The sequence below is a fragment of the Pontibacter ramchanderi genome (genome assembly GCF_002846395.1).
GTDB lineage: Bacteria > Bacteroidota > Bacteroidia > Cytophagales > Hymenobacteraceae > Pontibacter > Pontibacter ramchanderi.
In genome coordinates this window covers 1238515-1261964 of the sequence record NZ_PJMU01000002.1, presented here as the reverse complement: position 1 = coordinate 1261964, position 23450 = coordinate 1238515, and the positions used below count along the sequence as shown (strand labels likewise).

Sequence of the window (23450 nt, the reverse complement as noted above, 5' to 3'; positions counted from 1 at the left end):
TCTTAACTAACGGCCAGGTATACGAAAGCAAAATGCACCAGCATGGCCCCATCGGCCAGCAGGGCATAGTAGATGCGGGGCTTCTCTTCCGAAGCATGCCACACGATCAGGCCAGCCACCAGGGACGCGCTCAGCAAGCCGATCAGGATCTCGCCCTCTTCCGTCAGCAGCACTAATAGCAGGTATAGCAACAGCAGCCCCAGCGACAGGAACCGGGTATAGTGCTCGCCCAGCAACCCGGGAAAGGTCAGGGTGCGGGTGTGGCGATCGTAGGTATAGTCGCGAATGTCGAACAGCAGGGCCAGCGCCAGGATAAACAGGAAGCGCCGTAGCCAGATCAGCATCACGGAGCTGTCCAAGGTAACGGCTGCATCAATCAAAGGAAACAGCACGGTGACGGCCGACCAGACCAGGGCAATCAGGAACACTTTCAGCAAGGGTATGCTTCGGAAAGGCCTGAGGCGGTTGTGCGCCAGCGGCACGGTATAGCCCACCGAGATAAGCGCCAGGACCAGCACAAACCACAGATTGATCCGGAGCTCAAACAGAAAAAAAAGGACAACAGCCCCTGCCAGACTGATCATAGCCAGCACCGCCAGCTCCCGCTGGTGCCGGATACTCCAGGGCTGCCCTGCTTCACCAGCCCGCCAGCCGCGCCACATGCGCTGCAGACTGCTGGTGTTGTAGGTAAAGAGCGTTGCCAGAAAGACAAAGCCCGCCATCGGTAGCGACACCTCCAGCCCGGTGAGCAGGTAGGTCTCCACCGTGAGCCCGAAAGCACAAAGCGAAATGAACACACTGCTGTAGAGCAGGGCTTCTATACCTGCCCGAAGCCAGTCGGCAAGTGGTTGCCGGCGTCTTATGTCGCTGTGTTCTTTTTTTAGCATCCTCACCTGCAAGTTCGCAATTCAGGTACGGCTTTCAAACCCCGCCCGGCTGTAAATAAAAAAGCCTGACGCAGGTTTACCCCACATCAGGCTTTACAGGAAAAGTAAAGGTTTAGATTGTGCTTTTTGGTTCGGTTTCGCCAAAGGTAGCGTCATACAGTCTGATGCTTTCTCTGATGATCTCGTAAGCTGGCTCACGGCCCAGGAATTGCTCCACGATCACTTCTTTGTGCTCCAGTTTCTTGTAGTCTTCGAAGAAGCGGCGCATCTCCAGCAGGGTGTGCGGAGGCAGTTCAGAAATATCGTTGATGTGACGCACCGACATGTCGTTGTTGGCCACGGCGATGATCTTGTCATCTTCCTCGTTGTTGTCGATCATGCGCATCACACCGATCACTTTCGCGTCGATCAGGCACATCGGCTGTACTTCAAGCGAACAGATCACCAAAATATCAAGCGGATCTTTGTCGTCGCAATAAGTTTTAGGTATAAAGCCGTAGTTGGCAGGGTAGTTCACCGAAGAGAAAAGCACGCGGTCCAGTTTCAGCATGCCGCTTTCTTTGTCCAACTCGTACTTCGCCTTCGAACCCTTTGGAATCTCAATAATGGCAGTAACGACTGCCGGGGCCTCCTCACCGTAGCTTACGCTGTGCCACGGGTTATTCTTTTCTAAATTCTCCATCATATAATCTTTCTTAAAATCGTCGCAACCAATTGTCCCGACAGGTATTGTTACTTCATTAATTCTTGCAAGGGGCGCCCCACGCTGCCATTTGGCTCCTGAATGTACAGCCAGGAGGCGATGGTTGGGGCAATATCTGCCACGGCGGTTTCAACAGAGCTTTCGCCCGGCTTCACTTTCCAGCCATACCATACCAGCGGCACATGCGTGTCGTAATTGCTGTGCGAGCCGTGGGTGGTTCCTTTCTGCGGTCCGCTGCCATAGCCTTCAAACCAACCCGGATTCAGCACCACGATCACATCCCCGGAACGCTGTGCGTTGTAGCCACTTTCCACCCGCGACATCAGGCCACTGGTCCAACCTACGCGCTGTATCGCATCTGCTGCAATGGCTCTGGCCACGCCTTCGAAACGCATCACGTAGTTTGCAGCGGCTTCCTGTACATCTATTCTTTTCAACTTTTTACCTTCGATCGTTTTGTGATCCAGGTATACCTGCTGGTTCGTGTAGCGCTCCACCCAACGGCCTTTGCCAAACGTCTTGTTCAGGTGCAGCTCCAGTGAGTCGCGCATAACGCCAGAGGCGGATGTGCCTGCCGGTATCTTGAGTGATTCCATATAGGCCGGCACGTGCGCCGCACCGTGGTCCGCTGTCAGGAAGATCAGCACGTTGTCCTTGCCAATTTCCTTTTCCAGCAGGTTGATCAGTTCTTCTATCTCACGGTCGAGGCGCAGGTATACGTCCTGCACTTCTATCGAATTTGGCCCGAACGAGTGACCGGTGTAGTCTGGCGTGGAGTAGCTCAGCGCCAGGAAATCGGTGTGCTTGCCTTTGCCCAGGTTCTCTCCAAGCAAAGCAGCTTTCGCAAACTCCGTCGTCAGGGTATTGCCGGCTGGTATAGAGCGGATCAGCTCGTAATCTTTCCCCCGGATGGCAGGTATGTTGTGCGGAAATACCGGTTTTTCTTCGCCAGGCAGGGCACGCTCCCAGGGCATGTCGTCTGCTGTGCTTTCGGTGTACTGCTCAATGGGCAGGAGTGTGTTCCATACCTCACCCAACAATTTGTCCGGATGCTTTTGGTTATTGAACTCCTGCACCCAGTTAGGCAAGGTGTTGGCGTAATAGGTGCTGGTGATCCAGTTGCCGGAAGGAGAGTCGAACCAGTAGGCTCCGTTGGCAACATGGCCAGCCGGCAGGATTGAACCTCTGTCTTTCAAAGATACACCGATCACTTTAGACTGCATGTTATTGGAAAGGCGCAGCTCGTCGGTAATGGTGGTTGTCAGCAGGTTGCGCGGTGACATCAGGCCGGCATCGGAGGTGCTGCCTACCGTTTTCACGGTTTTATCCTCCACGCAGTAAACAGACTTGCCTGTGCTGCGGTCGTACCAGTTATTGCCGATGATGCCGTTCAGGGCAGGTACGCTACCGGTATACACCGAGGCGTGGCCCGGCCCGGTATAGGTCGGCACATAACTGTATTGGTTGTTCTTGAAGTTAAACCCCTGTCTGACCAGTCTCTTGAATCCGCCTTCGCTGTACTTGTCCCAGTAGCGGTACAGAAAGTCGTAGCGCATCTGGTCCACCACAATGCCCACAACCAGCTTTGGTCGACTTTCTACACCACTTACCTGCTTGCTTTCCTGCGTACTCGCCGCATCCGGGCTGTTGGCTGTATTGGTTGTAGTACATGCTTGCACAGTCATCAAAAAAACTGCTGCAAACAAAGTTTTAATGCCGGATCTATAACCGCTTAACTTCATGGGTATGTTGTTGAGTTTCTCAAATATAGGCAGCCCCGGCCAACATTTCAGCGCAAGCAGGCCTCTGTATTCGATGTTTTAACAAAAATATAACACACTGTATTATATCCCCAAAAAAAGAACGCCCACCGGGTCTGATGGGCGTTGCTTCAATATCTGGTAAGTTAATCTATTTTGCAGCAAGCGCCTCTGCACCACCCACGATTTCAAGAATCTCTTTCGTGATGGCGGCCTGACGCGTCCTATTGTAGGTAAGCTTCAGTTCTTTGAGCAGTTCGCCGGCGTTCTCTGTCGCTTTGTCCATGGCTGTCATTCGGGCACCGTGCTCTGAGGCATTCGACTCAAGCACCGCTTTGTATACCTGAATCTTAAGCGATTTGGGTATAAGCTCTTCAATGATCTGCTCTTTTGATGGCTCAAAGGTATAGTCAGACACCATGCTGTTAGTGGTTTCCTCTACCGGCTTATCTTCAATCGGCAAAAACTGCTCGTTACGCACAATTTGCGTCGCAACGTTCTTGAATTCGTTGTAGATAATGTCCACCTGGTCGTACTCGCGGGCAACAAATCCGTCCATGGCACGCTCTGCTGCGACGCGAACCGTGTCAAAAGAAAGATTTGCAAAGGTGCCGGTGTAGTCACCAATCACTTTGTAACCACGCTTGATCAGTGCCTCAGCGCCTTTACGACCAATTGTCAGGAAGGTCAGGTTACCGGCCTCTTGCTGGCTGCGGTATTTACCCTGCGCCAGCGTGTTGGCTGCTTTAATGATGTTCGAGTTAAAAGCACCCGCTAGACCACGGTCAGACGTCACCACGATCACAAGCACTCTGTTTGCTTCGCGCTTTTCAGAGTATTTGTTCGATACAGAACCCTCCGTCAACTGAGACAGGTTCGCCAGAATGCCACTCAAACGCTGCGCATAAGGGCGCATACGCAGAATGTTGTCCTGAGCACGTCTCAACTTGGCAGCCGCCACCATTTTCATGGCTTTTGTGATCTGCTGTGTCGACTGTACCGATGTGATGCGGCTTCTAACCTCTTTTAAACTTGCCATATTATGTATGTTATGAGCATAAAGTTAGAGACCGCTTAGTAGCAGCAGTCTCTAACTCATAACCAACTATTACTTTTTGTAACGGGCAGAAAGCTCTCTGGCTACCTGCTTGATAACACCTGTCGTCTCGTCGTCCAGCTTACCAGCCAACAGCGCGTTCAGGGTGTCCTGGTGCTGAGCACGCATGGTGCGCAGGAAGTCTTTCTCGAAAGTTCTAACTTCGTTCACAGGCACATTGTCCAATAGACCGTTTGTAGCGCAGTAGATAATGGCTACCTGCTCTGCTACTGATACCGGAGAGAACTGTGGCTGCTTCAGGATTTCCAGGTTACGACGACCACGCTCAATAGTCAGCTTGGTAGCGGCATCCAAGTCAGAACCGAATTTCGCAAACGCTTCCAGTTCACGGAACTGCGCCTGATCCAGCTTCAACGTACCAGATACTTTCTTCATCGCCTTGATCTGAGCGTTACCACCCACACGTGATACCGAGATACCTACGTTGATCGCCGGACGGATACCTGAGTTGAACAGGTTCGTCTCCAGGAAGATCTGACCGTCAGTGATCGAAATTACGTTTGTTGGGATATAGGCAGAAACGTCACCAGCCTGCGTCTCGATGATCGGAAGGGCCGTCAAAGAACCACCACCACGTACTAGGTGACGGATAGACTCAGGAAGGTCGTTCATGTTACGAGCGATCTCGTCAGAGGCGTTTACCTTGGCAGCACGCTCCAGAAGACGAGAGTGCAGGTAGAATACGTCACCAGGATATGCTTCACGCCCTGGAGGACGACGCAGCAGCAGCGACACTTCGCGGTAAGCTACGGCCTGCTTTGAAAGGTCGTCATAAACAACCAGTGCAGGACGGCCGGTATCGCGGAAGAACTCACCGATAGCAGCACCTGTAAACGGAGCAAAGAACTGCATTGGAGCCGGATCAGAAGCAGAAGCCGAAACTACTACGGTGTAATCCATTGCGCCACCTTCAGTCAGTGACTTCACTACCTGTGCTACAGTAGAAGCTTTCTGGCCTACGGCCACATAAATACAAAATACAGGCTGGCCTTTTTCGAAGAACTCGCGCTGGTTCAGAATCGTGTCAATCGCAACGGCAGATTTACCTGTCTGACGGTCACCGATGATCAGCTCACGCTGGCCACGACCGATTGGAATCATGGAGTCGATCGCCTTGATACCAGTTTGCATTGGCTCATTTACTGGCTGACGGAATACCACACCCGGTGCTTTACGCTCCAGTGGCATGTCGTACAGGTCGCCAGCAATAGGACCTTTACCGTCGATCGGCTGGCCCAGTGTGTTTACCACGCGGCCGATGATGCCTTCGCCTACCTTTACGGAAGCGATACGGTTGGTTCTTCTTACAGTAGCACCCTCTTTGATTTCGCTGTAGTCGCCGAGCATTACGGCACCTACGTTGTCTTCTTCCAGGTTCAGAACAAGCGCCTGAAGTCCGTTCTCAAACTCTAATAGCTCACCAGACTGTGCTTTGGAAAGGCCATAGATACGAGCGACACCGTCACCCACTTGCAGTACGGTACCTACTTCTTCCAATTCTGCCTCAGAACGGAAGCCAGATAGCTGCTCTCTTAGTATGGCTGATACTTCGTCAGGTCTTACTTCTGCCATGATTATAATTTATTGATATAGGGGTTGTCTTTAAATTTATTTCTCAGCTTGCTCAGGTTATACTTCACAGAGCTGTCAATCTGCTGATCGCCAACGCGGAGCACAAAGCCACCGATCAAAGACGGATCAATTTTCTCTTCTAGTTCTACACGCTGACCAGTCTGGGCTACCAGACGCTGGCCAAGTTCGTTGCGCAGTTCTTCTGTCAATGGCACAGCCGTAGTTACACTAGCAGTGGTAATGCCTTTGTACACGTTGTATTGCTTTGCAAACTCTGAGGCGATAAACTCCAGTACTGACTCACGTCCTTTGCGGGCCACAATGCTGAAGAAAGCCAGGGTCAGGTCGTTTACCTTGCCTTTGAACAGTGCGTTGATCACGGCCAGCTTCTTGTCTGACTTCACGATCGGGTTGCGCATCAGGAGCTTCAGGTCTCTGTTCTGGCCCATTACGTTGGCGAACATATCCATGTCCTCCTTCACCTGCTCCAGAACACCCTTTTCCTGCGCCAGTTCAATCAGCGACTTTGCGTATCTCGAAGCAACTCTAATTTCTGACATATTGCTTTATTATGGCCCAATCAGCTTTCGGCTGTCAGGCTATGTGATACGATTAGTTAAGCGTTACTTCGTTGATGTACTCCTGGGCAAGCGCCTGCTGTGCCTGCGGATTGCTCAACTCTTTACGTAGAATGCGCTCAGCGATATCCACTGAAAGAGCAGCGGCCATGTTCTTCACTTCTGTGATAGCGGCACGCTTCTCGTTCTCGATAGACTCACGTGCCTGGGCGATCATGCGTCCACCTTCTTCGTTTGCTTTCTGCTTGGCAGTTTCTACCAGCATGTTAGCGGCATCCGAAGCTTCCTTCAGAATTCTGTCACGCTCCATACGCGCCTCAGCTAGTAACTTTTCGTTCTCAGCCTTCAGGCCTTGCATCTCCAGCTTTGCTTTTTCAGCAGCGCTCAGGGCATTTTCGATAGAAGCCTCACGCTCGTGCAGGGCGTTCATAATAGGCTTCCAGGCGAACTTGGAGAGCAGGAACAGTACGATGATGAAGGTCACCGTCTGCCAGAAAATTAAACCTATACCTGGGGTTACTAATTCCATTGTGTATGAATTTGAATAATTAGGTTCTTGTCAGTTTGCCGGCTCGAGGCCAGCGGGTCTTAACTATTTAACTAGCGTTTGATCTCTCCGTCCGGACCATGCGTCCGGACGAGAGACCAATACAAAGGATATTAACCTTTGAAAGAGATTAGCAAGCAAACTACCACACCGAAAAGTGCAACACCTTCGATAAGGGCAGCCGCGATAATCATAGCAGTCTGGATTTTACCACCAGCTTCTGGCTGACGTGCGATAGACTCCATGGCTGAACCACCGATTCTACCGATACCCAAACCAGCGCCAAGGGCAACCAGACCAGCACCGATACCGGCACCCATGATAGCCAAACCGAAGTCGGTTGTAGCTGCTACTGCTTGAAGCAAAATTGCTAACATAATTGTAGTTATATATAGTTAAAAAAAGAAAACAGATTAATGATGCGCTCCGTCGCCGTGTCCGTGGTCGCCCACATGGTCGTGCTCCTCAACGGCACCACCGAAGTACATGGCAGAAAGCAGGGTGAAAATGTACGCCTGAAGCAGCGCCACGAACAACTCCAGGAAGTTCATGAAGGTAGCGAACGCCACGCTCAAAGGACCGACTGCGATGCTCTGGAAAATAAAGATCAAGCTGAACAGCGACAGGATGATAATGTGACCAGCCGTGATGTTAGCGAAAAGACGAACCATCAGGGAGAAAGGCTTTGTCAGGATACCGATCAATTCTACCGGAATCATGATCGGGGCCAGCCAGGCAGGAACGCCAGGCGTTGCAAAAATGTGCGCCCAGTAACTCTTGTTTCCACTAAATACAGTGATCAACAGTGTTAGGGTGGCCAGCACCAGCGTCACTGCAATGTTACCGGTCAGGTTAGCGCCGCCTGGCATCAACCCAAGCAGGTTGTTGAACCAGATAAAAAAGAACACTGTGAGTAGGTATGGCATGTAGCGCTCATACTTCGGACCGATATTGGCCTTTGCGATCTCGTCACGGATAAAGATGATGATCGGCTCGAAGAACGACTGAATGCCTCGTGGCGCTTTGCCGTGGTTTTTCTTGTAGCTGCCGGCAATTGTAAAGAACACCGCAAACAGCAACGCCACACTAAGGAAAAGCGAAGCCACGTTCTTGGTAATAGAGAAGTCTAACAGGGAAGACTGGTCGGCAGCCGGCTGGCCACTGGCATCAGCGCGGTAGATGTGACCATGATTGAGCACATAGCCGTTGTAAGGCACCAGCTCGTGGTTTTCGTTGTAGAAGTTACTTGATGAGAACACCTGCGGCTGACCGTTATCGATCAAAATAACCGGCAGGTATAGCACAACACCATCAGCAAAATGCCATGTGTAATCATCTGCGATGTGATGCGTGATCATGTCGCCCGGCTTGAACTCGCCACCTTCTGCAGCTACTGCATTCGCAGAAATTGTCAGAAAGGAAAACAGTAAAATAAATAACTTCTTCATTAAGAGAGATTTAGAAGCAAAGTTAAAATTCGCAAAAGCTATTCTTGGTTTTGCTTTTTCAATTGCGGTGCGAAGTTAGTTATTAAGCTGTAGATTTCAAACCCGGTAAATAGAAAATATAACACAAAGAAGTTTAAAACGAACTGCAGCTCTTTTTCAGAGTATAGGAAGACATATACAAAAATCACCGCTATACTCAGGATCATCCGGAAGCCCATAGAGCCGAAATAATACAGCTGAAAGTTATCTGGGTCGTAACCCACTCCCAGGCGCGACACATAAAAGGCCAGTGCCGTAACGACAACCATAAATCCTAAGATGTACCAGATAAGCGAGTGAAGCAGCGCGTCGCCTGTATAAAAGGAGAGCAGGCCAATGCCAATGCTCACGACACCAGTGAAAATGAGGAGGTTTCTAAAGAATTTCAATGCGGTTACTTTTTATTTAATGATACTATTACCAATACCATAGAAGCCACCACGGCCACTACCAGCAGTATGATTGTCATCCACGGGTTTTGGTTACCCATGTAGGCATCAAGCTTAGAGCCGGCCCAGGCAGCCAGCACCATCGCCCCGATCATTTGAAACGCAAGCCCCGAGTATTTCAGGTATGGCTTGTAGGAGTCTTCGCCCTTGGACTTCTCTTCATCTGGCTGTGACATGTGCTGCTTTGTTTTTCAAGGATTTACAAAATTACGCTTTTTTCGTGGGCTTCTCTGCAAATCCACTTTATTTAGCCTGCTTTTTATAGTCCTCAGGCAGCTTCCGAGCCCTGAAACCATTTCTTGTTTTCTATAGTTCAATAGCGAGCTCCAGGCTTTAACTACAGACTCTTACATAATTGGCATATTATTGTATTTTTGTAGATGGCTTACAGCTTTCGTTCTGTTCTATCCCGAATACTTTCAGGCATGCCGGGGCGTTATAATAGGAATAGGCGGCGGGGAGGCCCATTTATGCTGCACATCATCCAGACTTTGAGCAAAAACTCTCTATATACTCTCTTCGTGCTGGCCTGCCTCATGCTGGCGGGCTGCTCTGCTGAGCGCAACAATCCGCTCAGCAAGGCTTATCATAACACCACGGCCCGCTACAACGGTTATTTTCTGGCAAAAGAAAAGCTGCAGGCCATCGAAAAGAGCATACAAGATAAGACCGTGTATGATTACAACCGGCCGCTGCCCATCTTCCCGCCCATCGACTCTGCCACATACAAGGCACACGCCGCCGATCTGGAGGATGTCATTAAAAAAGCCTCCTTCCCGATTCAGTATCACGCCAATAGCAAATGGATAGACGATAGTTACCTGCTCATCGGCAAGGTGCGCTTCTATGAGCTCAATTTTCCGGAGGCCGCCCAGACATTCAGGTATGTGAACTCCACTAGCAAAGACCGTCACGTGAAACACGAGGCGCTGGTATGGCTGATGCGCTCATTTATGAAGCTGGGCGAGATGGACAATGCCTGGCAGGTGTCGGAGTTCCTGCGCAAGGAGCGCCTGAACCGCGACAATGCCCGTGAGCTATACCTGGCCCGCGCCGAGTACCACCTCATGCAGGGCGATACCGCCGCCGTGATCGAGAACCTGGACTTGTCGCTGCCAAATTTTACGAAGCGCGACGATCAGTCACGGGTGCGCTTTTCGCTGGCCCGGCTATACCAGGAGCGCGGACAGACCAAGGAGGCCTACCAGCAGTACAGCCGCATTTTGCGCCGCAACCCGCCCTATGACCTGGGCTTTTTCAGTCGCCTATACCTGGGGCAGGTATCGGAGCTGGATGATACGCAGGATCTGAACCGCATTGCAGGCTACTATCAGAAAATGCTGCGCGATGAAAAAAACACCGAGTACCGCGACAAGATCTATTACGAAATGGCCGTGTTTGAGCGTCGCCAGCAGCACTATGACAAAGCGCTTGAAAACATTGCGCTCTCGCTGAAGACACCGGGCTCTATACCTAACCAGAACGCTTATACCTACCTGTTGGCCGGCGAAATCTATTTCGACAACCTGAACAAGTATGACCTGGCCCAGGCCTACTACGACAGTGCCGTGCAGGTATACCCGCAGCAGGCGATGGAGTACGAGCAGGTGCTGGAGCGCCGCAACATTCTGGCTGATTTCGCGCAGCAGTACAACACCATACAGTTGCAGGACAGCTTGCAGCGACTGGCCGCTCTAAGTGAAACCGATCGCCTGGCCTTTGTGCAGAACCTGGTACAGCAGGAGGAAGAAGCACGCCTGCAGGAGCAGGCCAAACAGCTGGAGCAGGAAAAGCAACGCAAGGCCCGTCGTTCGCAGGAACAGCAGGCAGCCGTTACAGTGGGAGGGCGCAACAACCCGGATGCGGCCATGGCTGGTGGCAACACAAGCGGCGTCTTCTACTTCGATAACCCAGCGGCCATGGCAACGGCCCGCTCCGAATTCGTGCGGCGCTGGGGCGACCGACCGCTGCAAGATAACTGGCGACTGCTGAGCCGTGGCGAAACTGTGGGCGGACAGGAGGAAGCGGTTGCACAGGAAGCACCAGCCGAGGCCACAGAAACCGAAACCGACGAAACCCGTTCTGCCCGACTACAGGCACAGGTGGATACCTACCTGCAAAATATCCCAGCCACGACACTAGCGCTGCAGCAGTCCGAGAAGTTGCTGGAAGACGCCATGTTCCGGCTGGCCAACATTTATGCACAGAAGCTCAACTCCCCTGACGACGCAACAGCCACCTACGAAAAATTCCTGCAGCGCTTCCCGCAGTCTGAGCACGCCGCCGAAGCACATTATAGCCTATACCTGATCTATAGCCGGGCGGGCAACGAGCAGAAAAATGCATCCTACACGAAGATCAAGCAACAGTATCCGAATACGATCTACGCCAAACTGGTGGATGATCCAAATTATATGAGTCAGAATGCCCTGGACAACATCAAGGCGCACACTCTTTATGACTCGGCCTTTGCGCAATACGAACTAGGCGAGTACCAGCAGGCCACCGCAATGCTGACGGAACTGCGCCAGGTATACCCGCTCAACGACATCCCGGACAAGGTAGCGTTCCTGCAGGTGATGATCACGGCCCGCTCTGAAAGAACGGAACTGCTCCGACAGCAACTGCTAGCCTTCAAACAGCAGCATCCTTCCAGTCCGCTGGCTCCGCGTGCCGATGAGTTGCTGCAGCGCTATCAGGACCTGGAAAGCAAGCAGCAACTGCGCCAGGAAGTGCCTGCACCGCCCACTGCACAGCTGCCGGACGAGCGCACCCCAGAACAGCGGGTGAGTAACAGCATTGCGCTGTCCTCGGCACGGGAACGAAACGCAGCCCGGCAGCAACCGCGCCCCCTCAACCTAAGTGCTATACCTGATACCGCCACCGGTCGCCAGGACACGGCAAGCACACCCCAGACTGGCACGCCTTTGGATACGACAGGTATAGCGCAGGATACAGCTCTAGCGCAGGCTCCGGAGGTGCAGCCAACTGCCGCTGACCCTTTGGCTTACTCCAACGCTCCTGATTCTGCTTACTATTTTGTGATGCTATACCCTACCGAGCATGCCGCTTTTAAAGACATCGCGGCTAAGTATGAGAAGTATAACAACACCTATTTCCGCAACCAAAAGCTCGTTATGGAGCAACAGCCATTCGATGGCAACAGAGGCGTGCTCCTGCTGCGGGCTTTCCCGAACATGAAAGAGGCACAGGCTTATACCATAAAACAAAAAGCGCCGCAATCCCCGATAGGCAAGATAAGAGGCGTAGAATTCATTACCTTTGCAATATCATCCGAGAACTGGCAGAAACTGCTGCAGAAGAAGGATGTGGAAGAATATCTGAATTACTTCAGAACGAATAATTAACATGTCAACAACCACGCGCCCCAAACCAAAATCGGTATTCCCTAAGATCATTTCTACACTCTGGCTGCTCTTTCTGAGTGGGCTGGCCGTGCTCATCCTCTACATATATGCGGTTAGCATCAACTTCCTGAACCTGTTCGGGGATCTGCCGAACATGCGCACGCTCGAAAACCCGAAAAGCGCCCTTTCCTCTGTGCTTTACTCTGCCGACAACAAAGAACTGGGCAAATATTTCCGTGAGAACCGCACCCCGATTGAATTCTCTGACCTGCCTGAGAACTTCGTGCAGGCCCTGATGGCAACAGAGGATATCCGTTTTGAAGAGCACTCAGGTATAGACCCGGAGGCGATGGCCCGTGTTGCCGGAGGAATTCTGATCGGCAGCTCCAAAGGCGGTGGCAGTACCCTGACGCAGCAGCTGGCTAAAAACCTGTTCCGCACCCGTGGCGAAGAACTGAACAACGGTTACCTGAACGACAAGCCTGGTTTCCGCACGCTTATCCACAAAACAAAAGAGTGGATCATGTCGGTGAAGCTGGAGCAGTCCTACACGAAGCAGGAGATCATGACCATGTACCTCAACATCTTCGAGTTCGGTAGCAACGCCTTTGGTTTGCAGTCTGCGGCCAAGACCTTCTTTGGCAAAGATGCCAAGGACCTGGAGGTGCAGGAGTCGGCGGTGCTGGTTGGCTTGTTTAAGAACCCGAACTACTATAGCCCTAAATTTAACCCGGAGAACTCAAAACGCCGCCGCAACGTGGTGCTCTCGCAAATGGTGAAGTATGGCTACATGACGCAGGCCGAGTACGACAGCCTGAAAGAGACCGATATTAAACTCAAGTACCGTGTAGAGAACCAGAACGTGGGCCTGGCGCCTTATTTCCGTACCGAAGCCAGCAAGTTTTTGCTGAAGTGGTGCCGCGAGAACGGCTACGACCTGTATGCAGACGGTCTGAAGATCTATACGACCATCGACTCGCGCATGCAAACCTATGCCGAGCAGGCGGTGGAAGAACACATGAAGGATCGCCAGAAGGAGTTCTTCGCACACTGGAAAGGTCGTAACCCATGGATTGACCGCCAGGGCAAGGAAATCCCGAACTACCTGCAAACGGCCATTAAGCGCACGGATCGTTACCGCAACCTGAACAGGCAATTTGATGGCAACCAGGACTCGATCAATTTCTACCTGAACAAGAAGATCCCGATGACGGTCTTTACCTATGATGGTGAGAAGGAAATGATGATGAGCCCGCTTGACTCGCTGAAACACTACAAGCACTACCTCCAAACTGGTTTTATGGCCATGGAGCCGCAAACGGGCCATATCAAGGCCTGGGTAGGTGGCATCAACTACAAGCACTTCAAGTACGACCACGTGAAACAGGGTGCCCGTCAGCCTGGCTCTGTCTTCAAACCGTTCCTGTACACGGCCGCAATCGAAAATGGCTATTACCCTTGCTACGAAACACTCGACACACAGGTATGTATCCCATTGGGTGACGGCACAATGTGGTGCCCGAACAATGCCGACAATAAGTTCTCTGGTGAGAAATTCACACTTCGAAGAGCCATGGCACAGTCTGTTAACTCGATCTCTGCCTTCCTGGTAAACAAGCTGGGCGCTGAGACTTTGGTGAAGACAGCTAAGCGCATGGGGATCACTACCCCGATGGAAGCAACGCCATCGCTTGCGTTAGGAGTAAATGACGTGACGCTTTACGACATGGTAGGTGCTTATGGCACGTATGTGAACAGCGGCACCTGGGTAGAGCCTAACTTTATTACACGCATCGAAGACAAGCACGGTAATGTGCTGCACGAGTTCGTGCCGAAGACGGTGGATGCACTGAGCGAGGAAACTGCCTACATGATGGTGCACATGCTAAAAGCGGCTGCTGAACCAGGTGGTACCGCCTACTATGGCCTGCGCCACCGCAACGGGCTTAAAAACGAAATTGGCGGTAAGACAGGTACTACCCAAAACTATTCGGATGCCTGGTTCATGGGTATCACCCCGGATCTGGTGGCGGGTGCCTGGGTAGGTGGCGATGATCGCTCCATTCACTTCCGCACTATTGCGTTGGGTCAGGGCAATAAACTGGCCATGCCGATCTATGGCCTTTTCATGCAGAAGGTATACGCTGACAAAACACTGGAAAGATCAAAAGACCCATTCCCTAAACCTTCTACGCCTTTATCGGTAGAATTAGATTGCTCTAAGTATAACAATGGCGTTCCGGTAGACTCTACACAGCAAGACGAGTTTTACCAGGTTCCTGCCCCTATTGACTTAGATGCTTTCTAATAAAGATGAAGCATGGCTGCAAACGAGAAGTTGCGGGAAAAAATATCCCATTTACCACATAGACCGGGCATTTACAAGTTTTTTGATGACGAGGGCATCATCTATGTAGGCAAAGCGATTGATATCAGGAAGCGAGTGAGCTCCTATTTCAATCGCTCTGCCCAACATAACAAAAAAACGCTCAAGCTGATCTCCAAAATAAAGGACATCGAGTTTACGATTGTGGACACGGAGGCTGATGCCTTCCTGCTGGAGAATAACCTTATCAAGCAGTACCAGCCTAAGTATAACATCCTACTCAAAGACGGGAAAACCTATCCGTACATCTGTATTGTAAACGAGCGCTTTCCGCGGGTCATCAGCACGCGCAACAAGATAAACGACGGGTCGCGTTATTTTGGACCATACCCCAGTGGCACTACCATGCACATTGTGCTGGACCTGATCCGGACGCTCTACCCGCTGCGTACCTGCACTTACAATTTGTCGCCGGAAAATATCGCGGCCGGTAAGTTTAAGGTATGCCTCGAGTATCACATCGGCAATTGCAAAGGCCCCTGTGAGGACCTGATCGACGAGACAACTTACAACCAGTACATCGCACAAATCCGGAACATTCTTTCGGGCAACCTCTCTATTGCCAAAACTTATTTTAAGGAACGTATGGCAGAGGCAGCGGCGGACTATCAGTATGAACAGGCCCACCGCTATAAGCAGAAGCTCGACCTATTAGAGGATTACCAGGCCAAATCAACTGTTGTGAGCAACACACTCTCGAACATTGATGTTTTTACGATTACCTCGAACGAGAAGTGCGCTTTTGTAAACTACCTTAAGGTAATGAATGGCTCTATCATCCAGACGCAATCGTTGGAGCTTCACAAAAAGCTGGACGAAAGCGATGAAGAACTGCTTGCGACGGTTATCGTGCAGCTTCGTCATGAGTTCGAGAGCACTTCCCGTGAAATTATCACCAACATTGAGCTCACCCTCCCACTGGATAATATCACCATTACACAGCCGCAGATTGGGGATAAACGCAAGCTTCTGAATCTTTCGCTAAAGAATGCCATGTACCTCCGCAAAGAGCGGGAAGGTCGGCAGGAGCAAAATAAGAGTTTGGGTGAACAACGTGAGTTACGTGTGCTGGAAACTTTGAAGAAGGATTTAAGGCTAACAGAGTTGCCGCGCCAGATCGAGTGTTTCGACAACTCCAACTTTCAGGGAGACAACCCGGTGGCCTCTATGGTTTGCTTTAAAAATGGCAAGCCCAGTAAGAAAGACTACCGCCACTTCCACATCAAATCTGTTGTCGGCCCCAACGACTTCGAGTCGATGTACGAGGTGGTGACACGCCGTTACCGTCGTTTGTTAGAGGAAAAACAACCATTGCCTCAGCTGATCATTATTGACGGCGGAAAAGGCCAGCTTAGCTTCGCTGTGCAGGCACTGAAAGACCTGAATTTATGGGGCCAGATTGCCATCGTAGGTATAGCCAAGCGCCTGGAGGAGATCTTTTACCCAGGTGATAAGCTACCGCTGTACATTGATAAGAAATCAGAATCCCTTAAGCTGATACAGCGCTTGCGTAATGAGGCCCACCGCTTTGCCATCACCTTTCACCGCTCCCGTCGTGATGCTGGCACTTTAAAAACGGAACTGACGGATGTGAAAGGTATAGGCCCTACCACGGCTGATGCCTTGCTTCAGAAATTCCGGTCTGTGAAGAAGCTCAAAGAACTCACGCTGGCTGAGTTAACCGAGGAAGTTGGACAGCGCAAGGCTCAAATTTTATACGACTACTTTCGCAGCTCTGAGGAAGGAAGTGCTTAAACTTTGAAAGTCGCTTCGTGCATACCTAGCTTACTTTTCTATACCTAACAGGATGCCTGAGCACTTAGCCCAAAGCTGCTTAGATCTATCTGCTGCTTATTAAGCTGCACTGCCTTGTCTAATTCAGTTACCTCCTAATACATGATCCTGCATCAATCCCGGGTAATTCCACTAAGTACTTTCTGCTGCATACCTTTTAAAAACAAAAAAGGGCGATCTTCTCAGATCGCCCTTTTTTATGATTGACTTACAATTAGTAGCTCCACAGGCTGTATTCGTACTCGATCAAAGCCTCTAGCGCCTCCTGAGCAGCTAGCAAGCCTTTCTTTCCACCACCGTAGATATCGCCCAGCGCTCTGTCGTTCGGGTTAGATATTTTGGTAATGTAAGAGCTGAACAGCCACAGATCGAAGGCATCAGCCAGATTTTTGTGTTGGGCATCGTTCTGCGCGTTGTACCAGATGGCTGTCTCAGGGTTGTTTCTGAACACCTTTACCAGATCGCTCATCTTAAAGCTGCCTACTGTCTGCTCAAAGCCCAGTGGGTTTAGCGTAGCAGGAACTTTAATGCTGATCGTCTGAATGTCGTGGTACATGCGCGAGCGCTTCTTATCAAACACAACGTTTTCTTTCAGCTCCAGCAGGTATAGCTGCTTTGCAAAAAATTCGTTGCTTACAGGACCAGTCTCTTGCGTAGCCGTCGTACCTAAGGCAGCGCCCCAAGCATCATCATCCTCTTCTTCCTGGCCGAAACCAGCTGCAATTTCCTCTTCTGTCAAACCGCCGCCCATATCTTTGCCGGTCATGTTTGCAAGGAATTCCTCTCTGGATAGCGGTACATTGACAGAGTCAGTCTTATAGGCCACCAGTTCGCCGCTTTTTACAGCATCGATCAATACTTTGGTGATCTCTCTGTTCTCAGAAAACAAAGGTCTGTTTTGCTTCTCGCGTAAGTCGATCTTACGCCAAACCGTTTTCTTAAACAATACATCAGACTCCGGAATAGGTCTTGCTGATGGGTTACTGGACTGCGTGGTAGACACTTGCTGTGCTACTGCTCCGTAAGAGAGCATCATACCAGCTGCTACACCTATTACTTTGATAAGTTTCATACTCCTTGTAAGCTTCTAATCTTAATTAGTTAAGTGGGATAGTGAAGATACCGTCGCCGGTTGGCTTCGCGTCAACAGGACTTCCCTGATAGTTCAGACGCTTTACTTCCAACACCTCGATAGTAACTCGGTCGCCTTTGCCAGCTTTGGAGGCAAAACGTGTCAGGTCACCGGTTGGGCTAGAGAATTCAGCCTGGTCTACTGGGTTTGAACCTCTCACAAGGAACGCTCTCCACTTCGTTACTCTATAACGTGCTTCTTGCGGCAAAAATTGCTTGAACCCTTCGTCGGCAATCGCTTGGATCTCAACTGATCGTATGCCTTGTGCTGGTAAGCCTCTCTTCTGGTCTACTGGTCTACCGTTCACTACAGTTTGCAGTGATGGTCTTGGCACCGGACGAACCTTGAATGTTTCAGAGCCGATTGCATTACCGCCGCTGCTTACGTTAAGCTTCACTTCAGTAGTAGTTGGGATAATCGTAACCTGGCCTTTCTTAGCACCTTTGATGGCCGAACCACCTGAAGCAGAGAAGCTAGGATCGTAAACGGCACCTAATGCAGGAACCTGTACGTTCAGTTCGTTCGCGCAACCCAGGTATAGGGCCTGAACTGCAGCTGACTGTACCTGAATAACTGGTTTCGCTACGATGTACTCTTCTGTTACGTCGAGTACTTCCTGCTCACCATTCTTGTCGATGATCACCTGACCTTTCCAGGTTTGCTTAGAGTTACCATCAGCGTCGTAGTTGTTAGCTGCAGCCGTGAACTCAATCTGGCCTTTACCGTCTACCACGTTGATTGGCTTACCCTGGAACGTCATTTTTGGTGTGATCGCGTCAGAAGAAGCGGCAATAAACATATCCGCCTTATACTTTGTACCGGCAGCTACTGTCTTAGACTCAGCACGTGCCATCGCGAAGATCTTCTCGAACTTGATGATGTCAGCACCTACTCTTTGAGCCAGGTTCTGCAGGGCATCTGCTTCGTACTTCAGTACTTCAGCTTCTTTCTGAGAAAGTGTTGCCAAAGCAGCTACCAGTGGAGTAGCTTCGAAGTTCAGCTGAGCGAAGTCCTTGTTGCGCTGGCTACGGTCTTTGGCAGCCATTGGGTCAGTCTTTCCGTCACGGGCCAGGATGTCTGGCATGTTCGGGTTGTACTGCTTCATGAACTTTGCATAGTTGTTCAAACGCTGCTCTAGCTCGTAAGCGGCACCGTTCTTAGCACTTGCAGGTCCGATCATCGTGATAGCAACGAGGTCCTCGGCACTTGGGTTTGCATAGCCGGTTTTATCCTCGTTCTCACCGCCTGACTTTTCAATCAGCGTAGCACGAAGACCACGGATATACTCCACCAGGTCACTTGTTTGCTTTCTCACAGCATTGGCGCTTTCGAGTACAGTTTTGTCTTTGTCTCGGTTACCGCCTTCGCTGACCTTGGATTTAATATTCGTTATTACTCCGCTGTTATCTGTTATCGTCTTATCGTTAACGTCCTTAAGACTTTCATCGATAAACTGGAACTTTAACAGGATCGCAGAGTTCACTTGCAGGGCGAGAAGGGCGGTCAGTACCAGGTACATCATACCGATCATCTTCTGCCGTGGTGTCTCTTTTCCTCCAGCCATTTTCTACTTAGTTACTGTTGTTTTCTTGTTGATTTAGGAAATGATGCGCAATTAGCCTTTCATGGCTGTCAGCATGTTGCCGTACACTGTGTTCAGGGAGTGTAGGTTATGCGTCAGTTTAGAAACCTCTTGCTTGAACTGCTCAGTGTCTTTGCTGGCATCGGTCAGGTTTTCCATGGCCATGCTCAGGTTTCCGTAGAACTTGTTCATTGCTTTCAGGTGTGTATTGGCATCCTGAAGCTCCATTTCATAAACAGCATTCAAAGCACCTAAGTTTCTTGTCATGCTCTGTACTTGGTTGTGGTACTCCTGGGCATCACCTGTGGCTACTGCCATTTTAGACAGTGCATCTGCTGTTGCCGAGTAAGCCTCTGTGATGCGGCCCAGTTGGTCACCGGCAGCTTTCACACGCACGCCGTACTCGTTTGTAGCAGCTGTAGCCTGGCTCAGGTCAGCCATTTGTGCTGCCGTTTCGCTCAGTCTGTTCAGACCAAGACCCAGTGAGTTGATCGTTGCTGGCGTGATGTCAGCGTCACGCATCATTTTGTCAAGCTCTTTTGTAGCTGATGGAGAGTTGTTAGAAGCAGTTGTTGGGATTAATGCTTCACCAGTGTAGTCATCTGCCAGTTGTGGGTATACTCTTGCCCAATCCGGATCGTGTGGCTGTGGCTGGAATGCACTCAGCGCGAAGATAACGGCCTCTGTACCAAGACCTACAATCAGCATGATATCGGCACCTTCCCAGTGCTGAATTTTAAACAATGCTCCGATAATTACAACGGCGGCACCAAGACCATAGATTTTGGGCATCAACACGTCGTACAAGAAACTGCGACCTCTAGCTTTGCTCATTTTGTTTTCAAAAATTAAATGTGAACGATTGGGTATTAAATTGTTTAGTTTTTAACTGTTAAGAATACTTCTATTATCTGAACTCTCTTCCTGAAGAACGTCCCAGGTAAATCATCGCGTTACGGAAACCGATGTATGATCTGGCTGAGTCCTGATATTCGAAGTTACGGGTGCCAGTTTCGAGGAAGTATGCAATATCTTTCCAAGAGCCGCCTCTTACCACTTTGCGAGGCTCATTGTCATCATAGTATACAGGGTTCAAATCCCAGGTAATCGGAACAGTCGCGTCAGCGTAAGCATCTTCGCACCACTCGGCTACGTTACCGGCCATGTCGTACAGGCCAAAGTCGTTCGGGAAGAACTGGGCCACTGGAGCTGTGTAAGTAAATCCGTCGCTGTAGTAGTCGCCACGGCCTGGCTTGAAGTTAGCCAGCAGACAGCCTTTGGCGTTGCGCAGGTATGGACCACCCCATGGGTAAGTTGCCATATCGCGGCCACCTCTTGCTGCATATTCCCACTCCGCCTCAGAAGGCAGACGGAACTTAGGCATTGGCGCCATACCATTGTCAGCATTTGCCTGGTTTTTGTGCTTCGTTCTCCAGTCAGAGAAATACTTGGCTGCAAACCAATTCACACCTACCACCGGATATTCATCAAATGCCGGGTGAGAGAAATAGTACTCCATCAAGGGGTCGCCCATGTGGTAAGTGAAGTCACGCACCCAAACAGTAGTGTCCGGATACAGGCTTGTCATCACGAAATCTTCGCCCAGAACATCGATCGAGTCATTGACCATTACTTCAATGAACTGACGGTACTCGTTGTTGGTAATCTCGGTTTCGTCCATATAGAAGCCGCCGATCGTCACCTGCTTGTTCAGGTTCGCCATGGTGGCCGCTATATCCTGATCTGCCTGGCCCATGTGGAAAGTTCCGCCCGGACAGGCAACCATGCCGTAAGGTACAGCCTGTGGATTGTAGTCTGGTCGATCCTCTGCGCCCACTAGGTCGCCTTGCGGTCCTCTTCTTAACCCACAACTCGCAAGCAGTACCACCGCCAAAGCGAAGGAAGACAGCTTTAATAGTTTGTTCATGATGACTTTGGAAAAAGTAAATTTTTTAGCAATGATTTATGCACACTATTTCTGGTGTAGCAAATATATTGAGAATTAGAAATAAAACAAAAACAATTAAAATTCTCACTTATTAATAATTTTCAAACGGTACAATATCAAGATTATTATACCATATACAAATTATTTTAACTGTATTTTTTCAAGATTACTGCTTTTCAGTGATAAATACAATATCCTGAATATTTATTTTGTGAAATTATAGCGAGGGGTTCGCACTGGAGGCCTGAACCGCACAACTGGTTCAGGTAGTCGATAGGAAACCATCACTTCGTGTGATGTTGGGGCCTTGGCCTCTTTATTAAAAGTGGTGAGATCTAATGCATATCCTACCCGCAGCGCGTTGTCCTGCAACATCGCTATACCCACAAGCGCACTAACAGCTTCCTGATGCCGAAAATTCAATCCGCCCCAATATTTTTCATCAAATGTTACGCGGGCACCAGCATCAAACGAAAAGGTCTCTGTATCATGCTTCAAAAGGGCTGTTGGGGTAAGCACTAACTGGTTGGTAAGCGGCAAGTGGTAGCCGCCCGTCAGGTATAGGTGGTTCTCGCCTACCACACGCCCACCTCCTGTGTTATCTACGTCCATAAACTGGTAGCTGGAGCGCAGCAAATTGGTGGCTCCGGCACCGGCATAGAAGCGCTCTGACTCATACCACACACCAGCTCCCATATCAAACTTGGAGTCGGAACTGTTGAAGGGGATATTGGGGTCGCCCTCGTCTATGAAACGGTAGCTGCCCTTTCTTATATTATTTATATTACCCTGCAGTCCAATGCCCAGCTTGCCCTCGCCCACGTTCAGGTGGAATGAATAGGAAAGTGCGGCCTGTTGAATTCGGGTATTGGCGATCTGATCCTGCATTAAGGTTATACCTAAACCGCCCTTGAGCAGGCGCACAGGGGTATGCGCCGTCAGAAGAAGCGTTCGCGGGGAGCCGCCGTCGTCGAAGGAGGCATCGTAGTTGAGCCACTGGTAGCGGTAGATGGACTGGATCTCCGGGCGGTTGGTTATACCTGCGTAAGCCGGACTGATATACATGCCGTTGAAACCGTAGTGGGTAAACTGAGGCTGCTGCTGCGCCCATGAGCTCAGGTGGCAGAGGAGCAGCAGCAAAACGGCAGGTATAATCTTTTTCATAGACTGTTGCAGCTAAGCAAGCGTTAACTGGACGTTAGTGGGCCAGCGTTGAACCAAATATAGATATTAAACAGTAAAACGCAAAAGCAAGCAGATGGTTGAATCTACTTGCTTTTGCGTTTTACTGTTGCCTTTGGTGCTGCTTACTTCTTGTGACTCTGGATGTACACCTCAATGGCGCCTGTCATGGAAGGGGCATTTGGCATAGGCGCCTCTATGTCCAGTTCCAGCCCGGCGTCGCGCACTGCTTTGGCCGTGGTCGGTCCAAAAGCCGCTATGCGGGTGTTGTTCTGCTTAAAGTTCGGGAAGTTGATGAACAGTGAGCTGATACCGGAAGGACTGAAGAAGGCAATGCAGTCATAGGTCACATCGTCCAGGTCCGACAGGTCGGCCTCCACAGTTTTGTAGATGATCGCCTCGGTATGCTTGATCTTATTGGCCTTCAGGAAACCCGGAATATCATCTTTGCGGATGTTGGAGCAAGGGTACAGGAAGTTCTCGTTCTTGTGCTTCTTGATCACCTCAAACAGATCCTTGGCTGTTTTCTCGCCCACAAACAACTTACGCTTGCGCAGCGTGATATACTTTTGCAGGTAATAAGCTGTCTGGTCCGAAATACAGAAGTATTTCATATCAGCGGGCATCTCTATCTTGCTTTCCTGGCAAATTCTGAAAAAATGGTCCACCGCGTTGCGGCTCGTAAAGATCACAGCCGTGTGAGCCAGGATGTCCACTTTATCTTTGCGGAACTCTTTATAGGAAACAGGCTCTACCTCGATAAATGCCCTGAAATCTACCTTTATCCCGTATTTTTCGGCTATAGAGAGATAAGGCGAATTGTCGGTAGTAGGCTGTGGTTGTGTTACGAGTATACTCTTGATCGGAATACTGTGTCTTTCAGGATTTGCCCAAGCCTTTTCTTTACTTTCAGCCATAGAGTATGGAAGTCTGTTTTATATTATTAGCTACCTACCGA

At 50.3% G+C, this 23450-nt stretch carries 20 protein-coding genes; 3 read left to right on the top strand and 17 right to left on the bottom strand.

The annotated features are described in order from the left end of the window. Positions 1–2 precede the first annotated feature (2 nt). From BD749_RS12495 to BD749_RS12445, 11 genes are all read right to left on the bottom strand, one after another. Positions 3–887 carry a UbiA prenyltransferase family protein gene (locus tag BD749_RS12495; RefSeq protein WP_101444643.1) on the bottom strand — a complete coding sequence of 295 codons (885 nt, stop codon included), beginning with the start codon at positions 885–887 and terminating at the stop codon, positions 3–5. 112 nt (positions 888–999) lie between these two features. Next, on the bottom strand, positions 1000–1572 hold the full coding sequence (locus BD749_RS12490; protein ID WP_101444642.1) for an inorganic diphosphatase: 573 nt from the start codon (positions 1570–1572) through the stop codon (positions 1000–1002). Between the two features lie 47 nt (positions 1573–1619). Continuing rightward, entirely contained in the window at positions 1620–3275 is a 1656-nt protein-coding gene (gene pafA / locus BD749_RS12485; RefSeq protein ID WP_101444641.1) for an alkaline phosphatase PafA, read from the bottom strand. A gap of 226 nt (positions 3276–3501) precedes the next feature. Beyond that, positions 3502–4389: an ATP synthase F1 subunit gamma gene (gene atpG, locus BD749_RS12480; RefSeq protein ID WP_101444640.1), complete on the bottom strand. Its 888-nt coding sequence runs from the start codon at positions 4387–4389 to the stop codon at positions 3502–3504. A gap of 69 nt (positions 4390–4458) precedes the next feature. Continuing rightward, positions 4459–6039 carry a F0F1 ATP synthase subunit alpha gene (gene atpA, locus BD749_RS12475; RefSeq protein WP_101444639.1) on the bottom strand — a complete coding sequence of 527 codons (1581 nt, stop codon included), beginning with the start codon at positions 6037–6039 and terminating at the stop codon, positions 4459–4461. Between the two features lie 2 nt (positions 6040–6041). Then, positions 6042–6599, bottom strand: coding sequence for an ATP synthase F1 subunit delta (gene atpH / locus BD749_RS12470; protein ID WP_101444638.1), 558 nt, complete (start codon positions 6597–6599; stop codon positions 6042–6044). A gap of 52 nt (positions 6600–6651) precedes the next feature. Beyond that, a complete protein-coding gene (locus BD749_RS12465; protein ID WP_101444637.1) occupies positions 6652–7146 on the bottom strand; it encodes a F0F1 ATP synthase subunit B in 495 nt (164 codons plus the stop codon). Between the two features lie 131 nt (positions 7147–7277). Then, positions 7278–7541 carry an ATP synthase F0 subunit C gene (atpE, locus tag BD749_RS12460; RefSeq protein ID WP_007653345.1) on the bottom strand — a complete coding sequence of 88 codons (264 nt, stop codon included), beginning with the start codon at positions 7539–7541 and terminating at the stop codon, positions 7278–7280. A 36-nt stretch (positions 7542–7577) separates the two neighbouring features. Then, positions 7578–8612, bottom strand: a complete 1035-nt coding sequence (atpB, locus tag BD749_RS12455; RefSeq protein WP_101444636.1) for a F0F1 ATP synthase subunit A — start codon at positions 8610–8612, stop codon at positions 7578–7580. Between the two features lie 38 nt (positions 8613–8650). Beyond that, complete coding sequence (locus BD749_RS12450; RefSeq protein ID WP_101444635.1) at positions 8651–9040, bottom strand: hypothetical protein; 390 nt, start codon at positions 9038–9040, stop codon at positions 8651–8653. Between the two features lie 5 nt (positions 9041–9045). Beyond that, entirely contained in the window at positions 9046–9276 is a 231-nt protein-coding gene (locus BD749_RS12445; RefSeq protein WP_101444634.1) for an AtpZ/AtpI family protein, read from the bottom strand. A gap of 315 nt (positions 9277–9591) precedes the next feature. Between BD749_RS12445 and porW the strand changes: the two genes are divergently transcribed. From porW to uvrC, 3 genes are read left to right on the top strand one after another with little or no spacing between them, the layout of a single operon-like run. After that, on the top strand, positions 9592–12468 hold the full coding sequence (gene porW, locus BD749_RS12440) for a type IX secretion system periplasmic lipoprotein PorW/SprE (RefSeq protein WP_245869102.1): 2877 nt from the start codon (positions 9592–9594) through the stop codon (positions 12466–12468). A gap of 1 nt (position 12469) precedes the next feature. Further along, on the top strand, positions 12470–14776 hold the full coding sequence (locus BD749_RS12435) for a penicillin-binding protein 1A (RefSeq protein ID WP_101444632.1): 2307 nt from the start codon (positions 12470–12472) through the stop codon (positions 14774–14776). A 12-nt stretch (positions 14777–14788) separates the two neighbouring features. Beyond that, on the top strand, positions 14789–16609 hold the full coding sequence (gene uvrC, locus BD749_RS12430) for an excinuclease ABC subunit UvrC (protein WP_101444631.1): 1821 nt from the start codon (positions 14789–14791) through the stop codon (positions 16607–16609). 253 nt (positions 16610–16862) lie between these two features. On the opposite strand, the gene porN is transcribed toward uvrC, so the two are convergent. The 6 genes from porN to BD749_RS12400 form a co-directional block, all read right to left on the bottom strand. Then, the gene (porN, locus tag BD749_RS12425) at positions 16863–17720 is read right to left on the bottom strand and encodes a type IX secretion system ring subunit PorN/GldN (protein ID WP_101444630.1); all 858 of its coding nucleotides are present in this window, start codon (positions 17718–17720) and stop codon (positions 16863–16865) included. Positions 17721–17745: 25 nt separating this feature from the next. Continuing rightward, entirely contained in the window at positions 17746–19344 is a 1599-nt protein-coding gene (gene porM / locus BD749_RS12420; protein WP_101444629.1) for a type IX secretion system motor protein PorM/GldM, read from the bottom strand. Between the two features lie 51 nt (positions 19345–19395). Next, on the bottom strand, positions 19396–20196 hold the full coding sequence (porL, locus tag BD749_RS12415) for a type IX secretion system motor protein PorL/GldL (protein WP_101444628.1): 801 nt from the start codon (positions 20194–20196) through the stop codon (positions 19396–19398). Between the two features lie 73 nt (positions 20197–20269). After that, positions 20270–21289: a T9SS ring complex lipoprotein PorK/GldK gene (gene porK / locus BD749_RS12410; protein WP_101444627.1), complete on the bottom strand. Its 1020-nt coding sequence runs from the start codon at positions 21287–21289 to the stop codon at positions 20270–20272. Between the two features lie 225 nt (positions 21290–21514). After that, positions 21515–22474 (bottom strand): PorP/SprF family type IX secretion system membrane protein, encoded by a 960-nt coding sequence (locus BD749_RS12405; protein ID WP_101444626.1) that lies wholly within the window; start codon positions 22472–22474, stop codon positions 21515–21517. A gap of 143 nt (positions 22475–22617) precedes the next feature. Next, entirely contained in the window at positions 22618–23409 is a 792-nt protein-coding gene (locus tag BD749_RS12400) for a uroporphyrinogen-III synthase (protein ID WP_101444625.1), read from the bottom strand. Between the last annotated feature and the right edge of the window lie 41 nt (positions 23410–23450).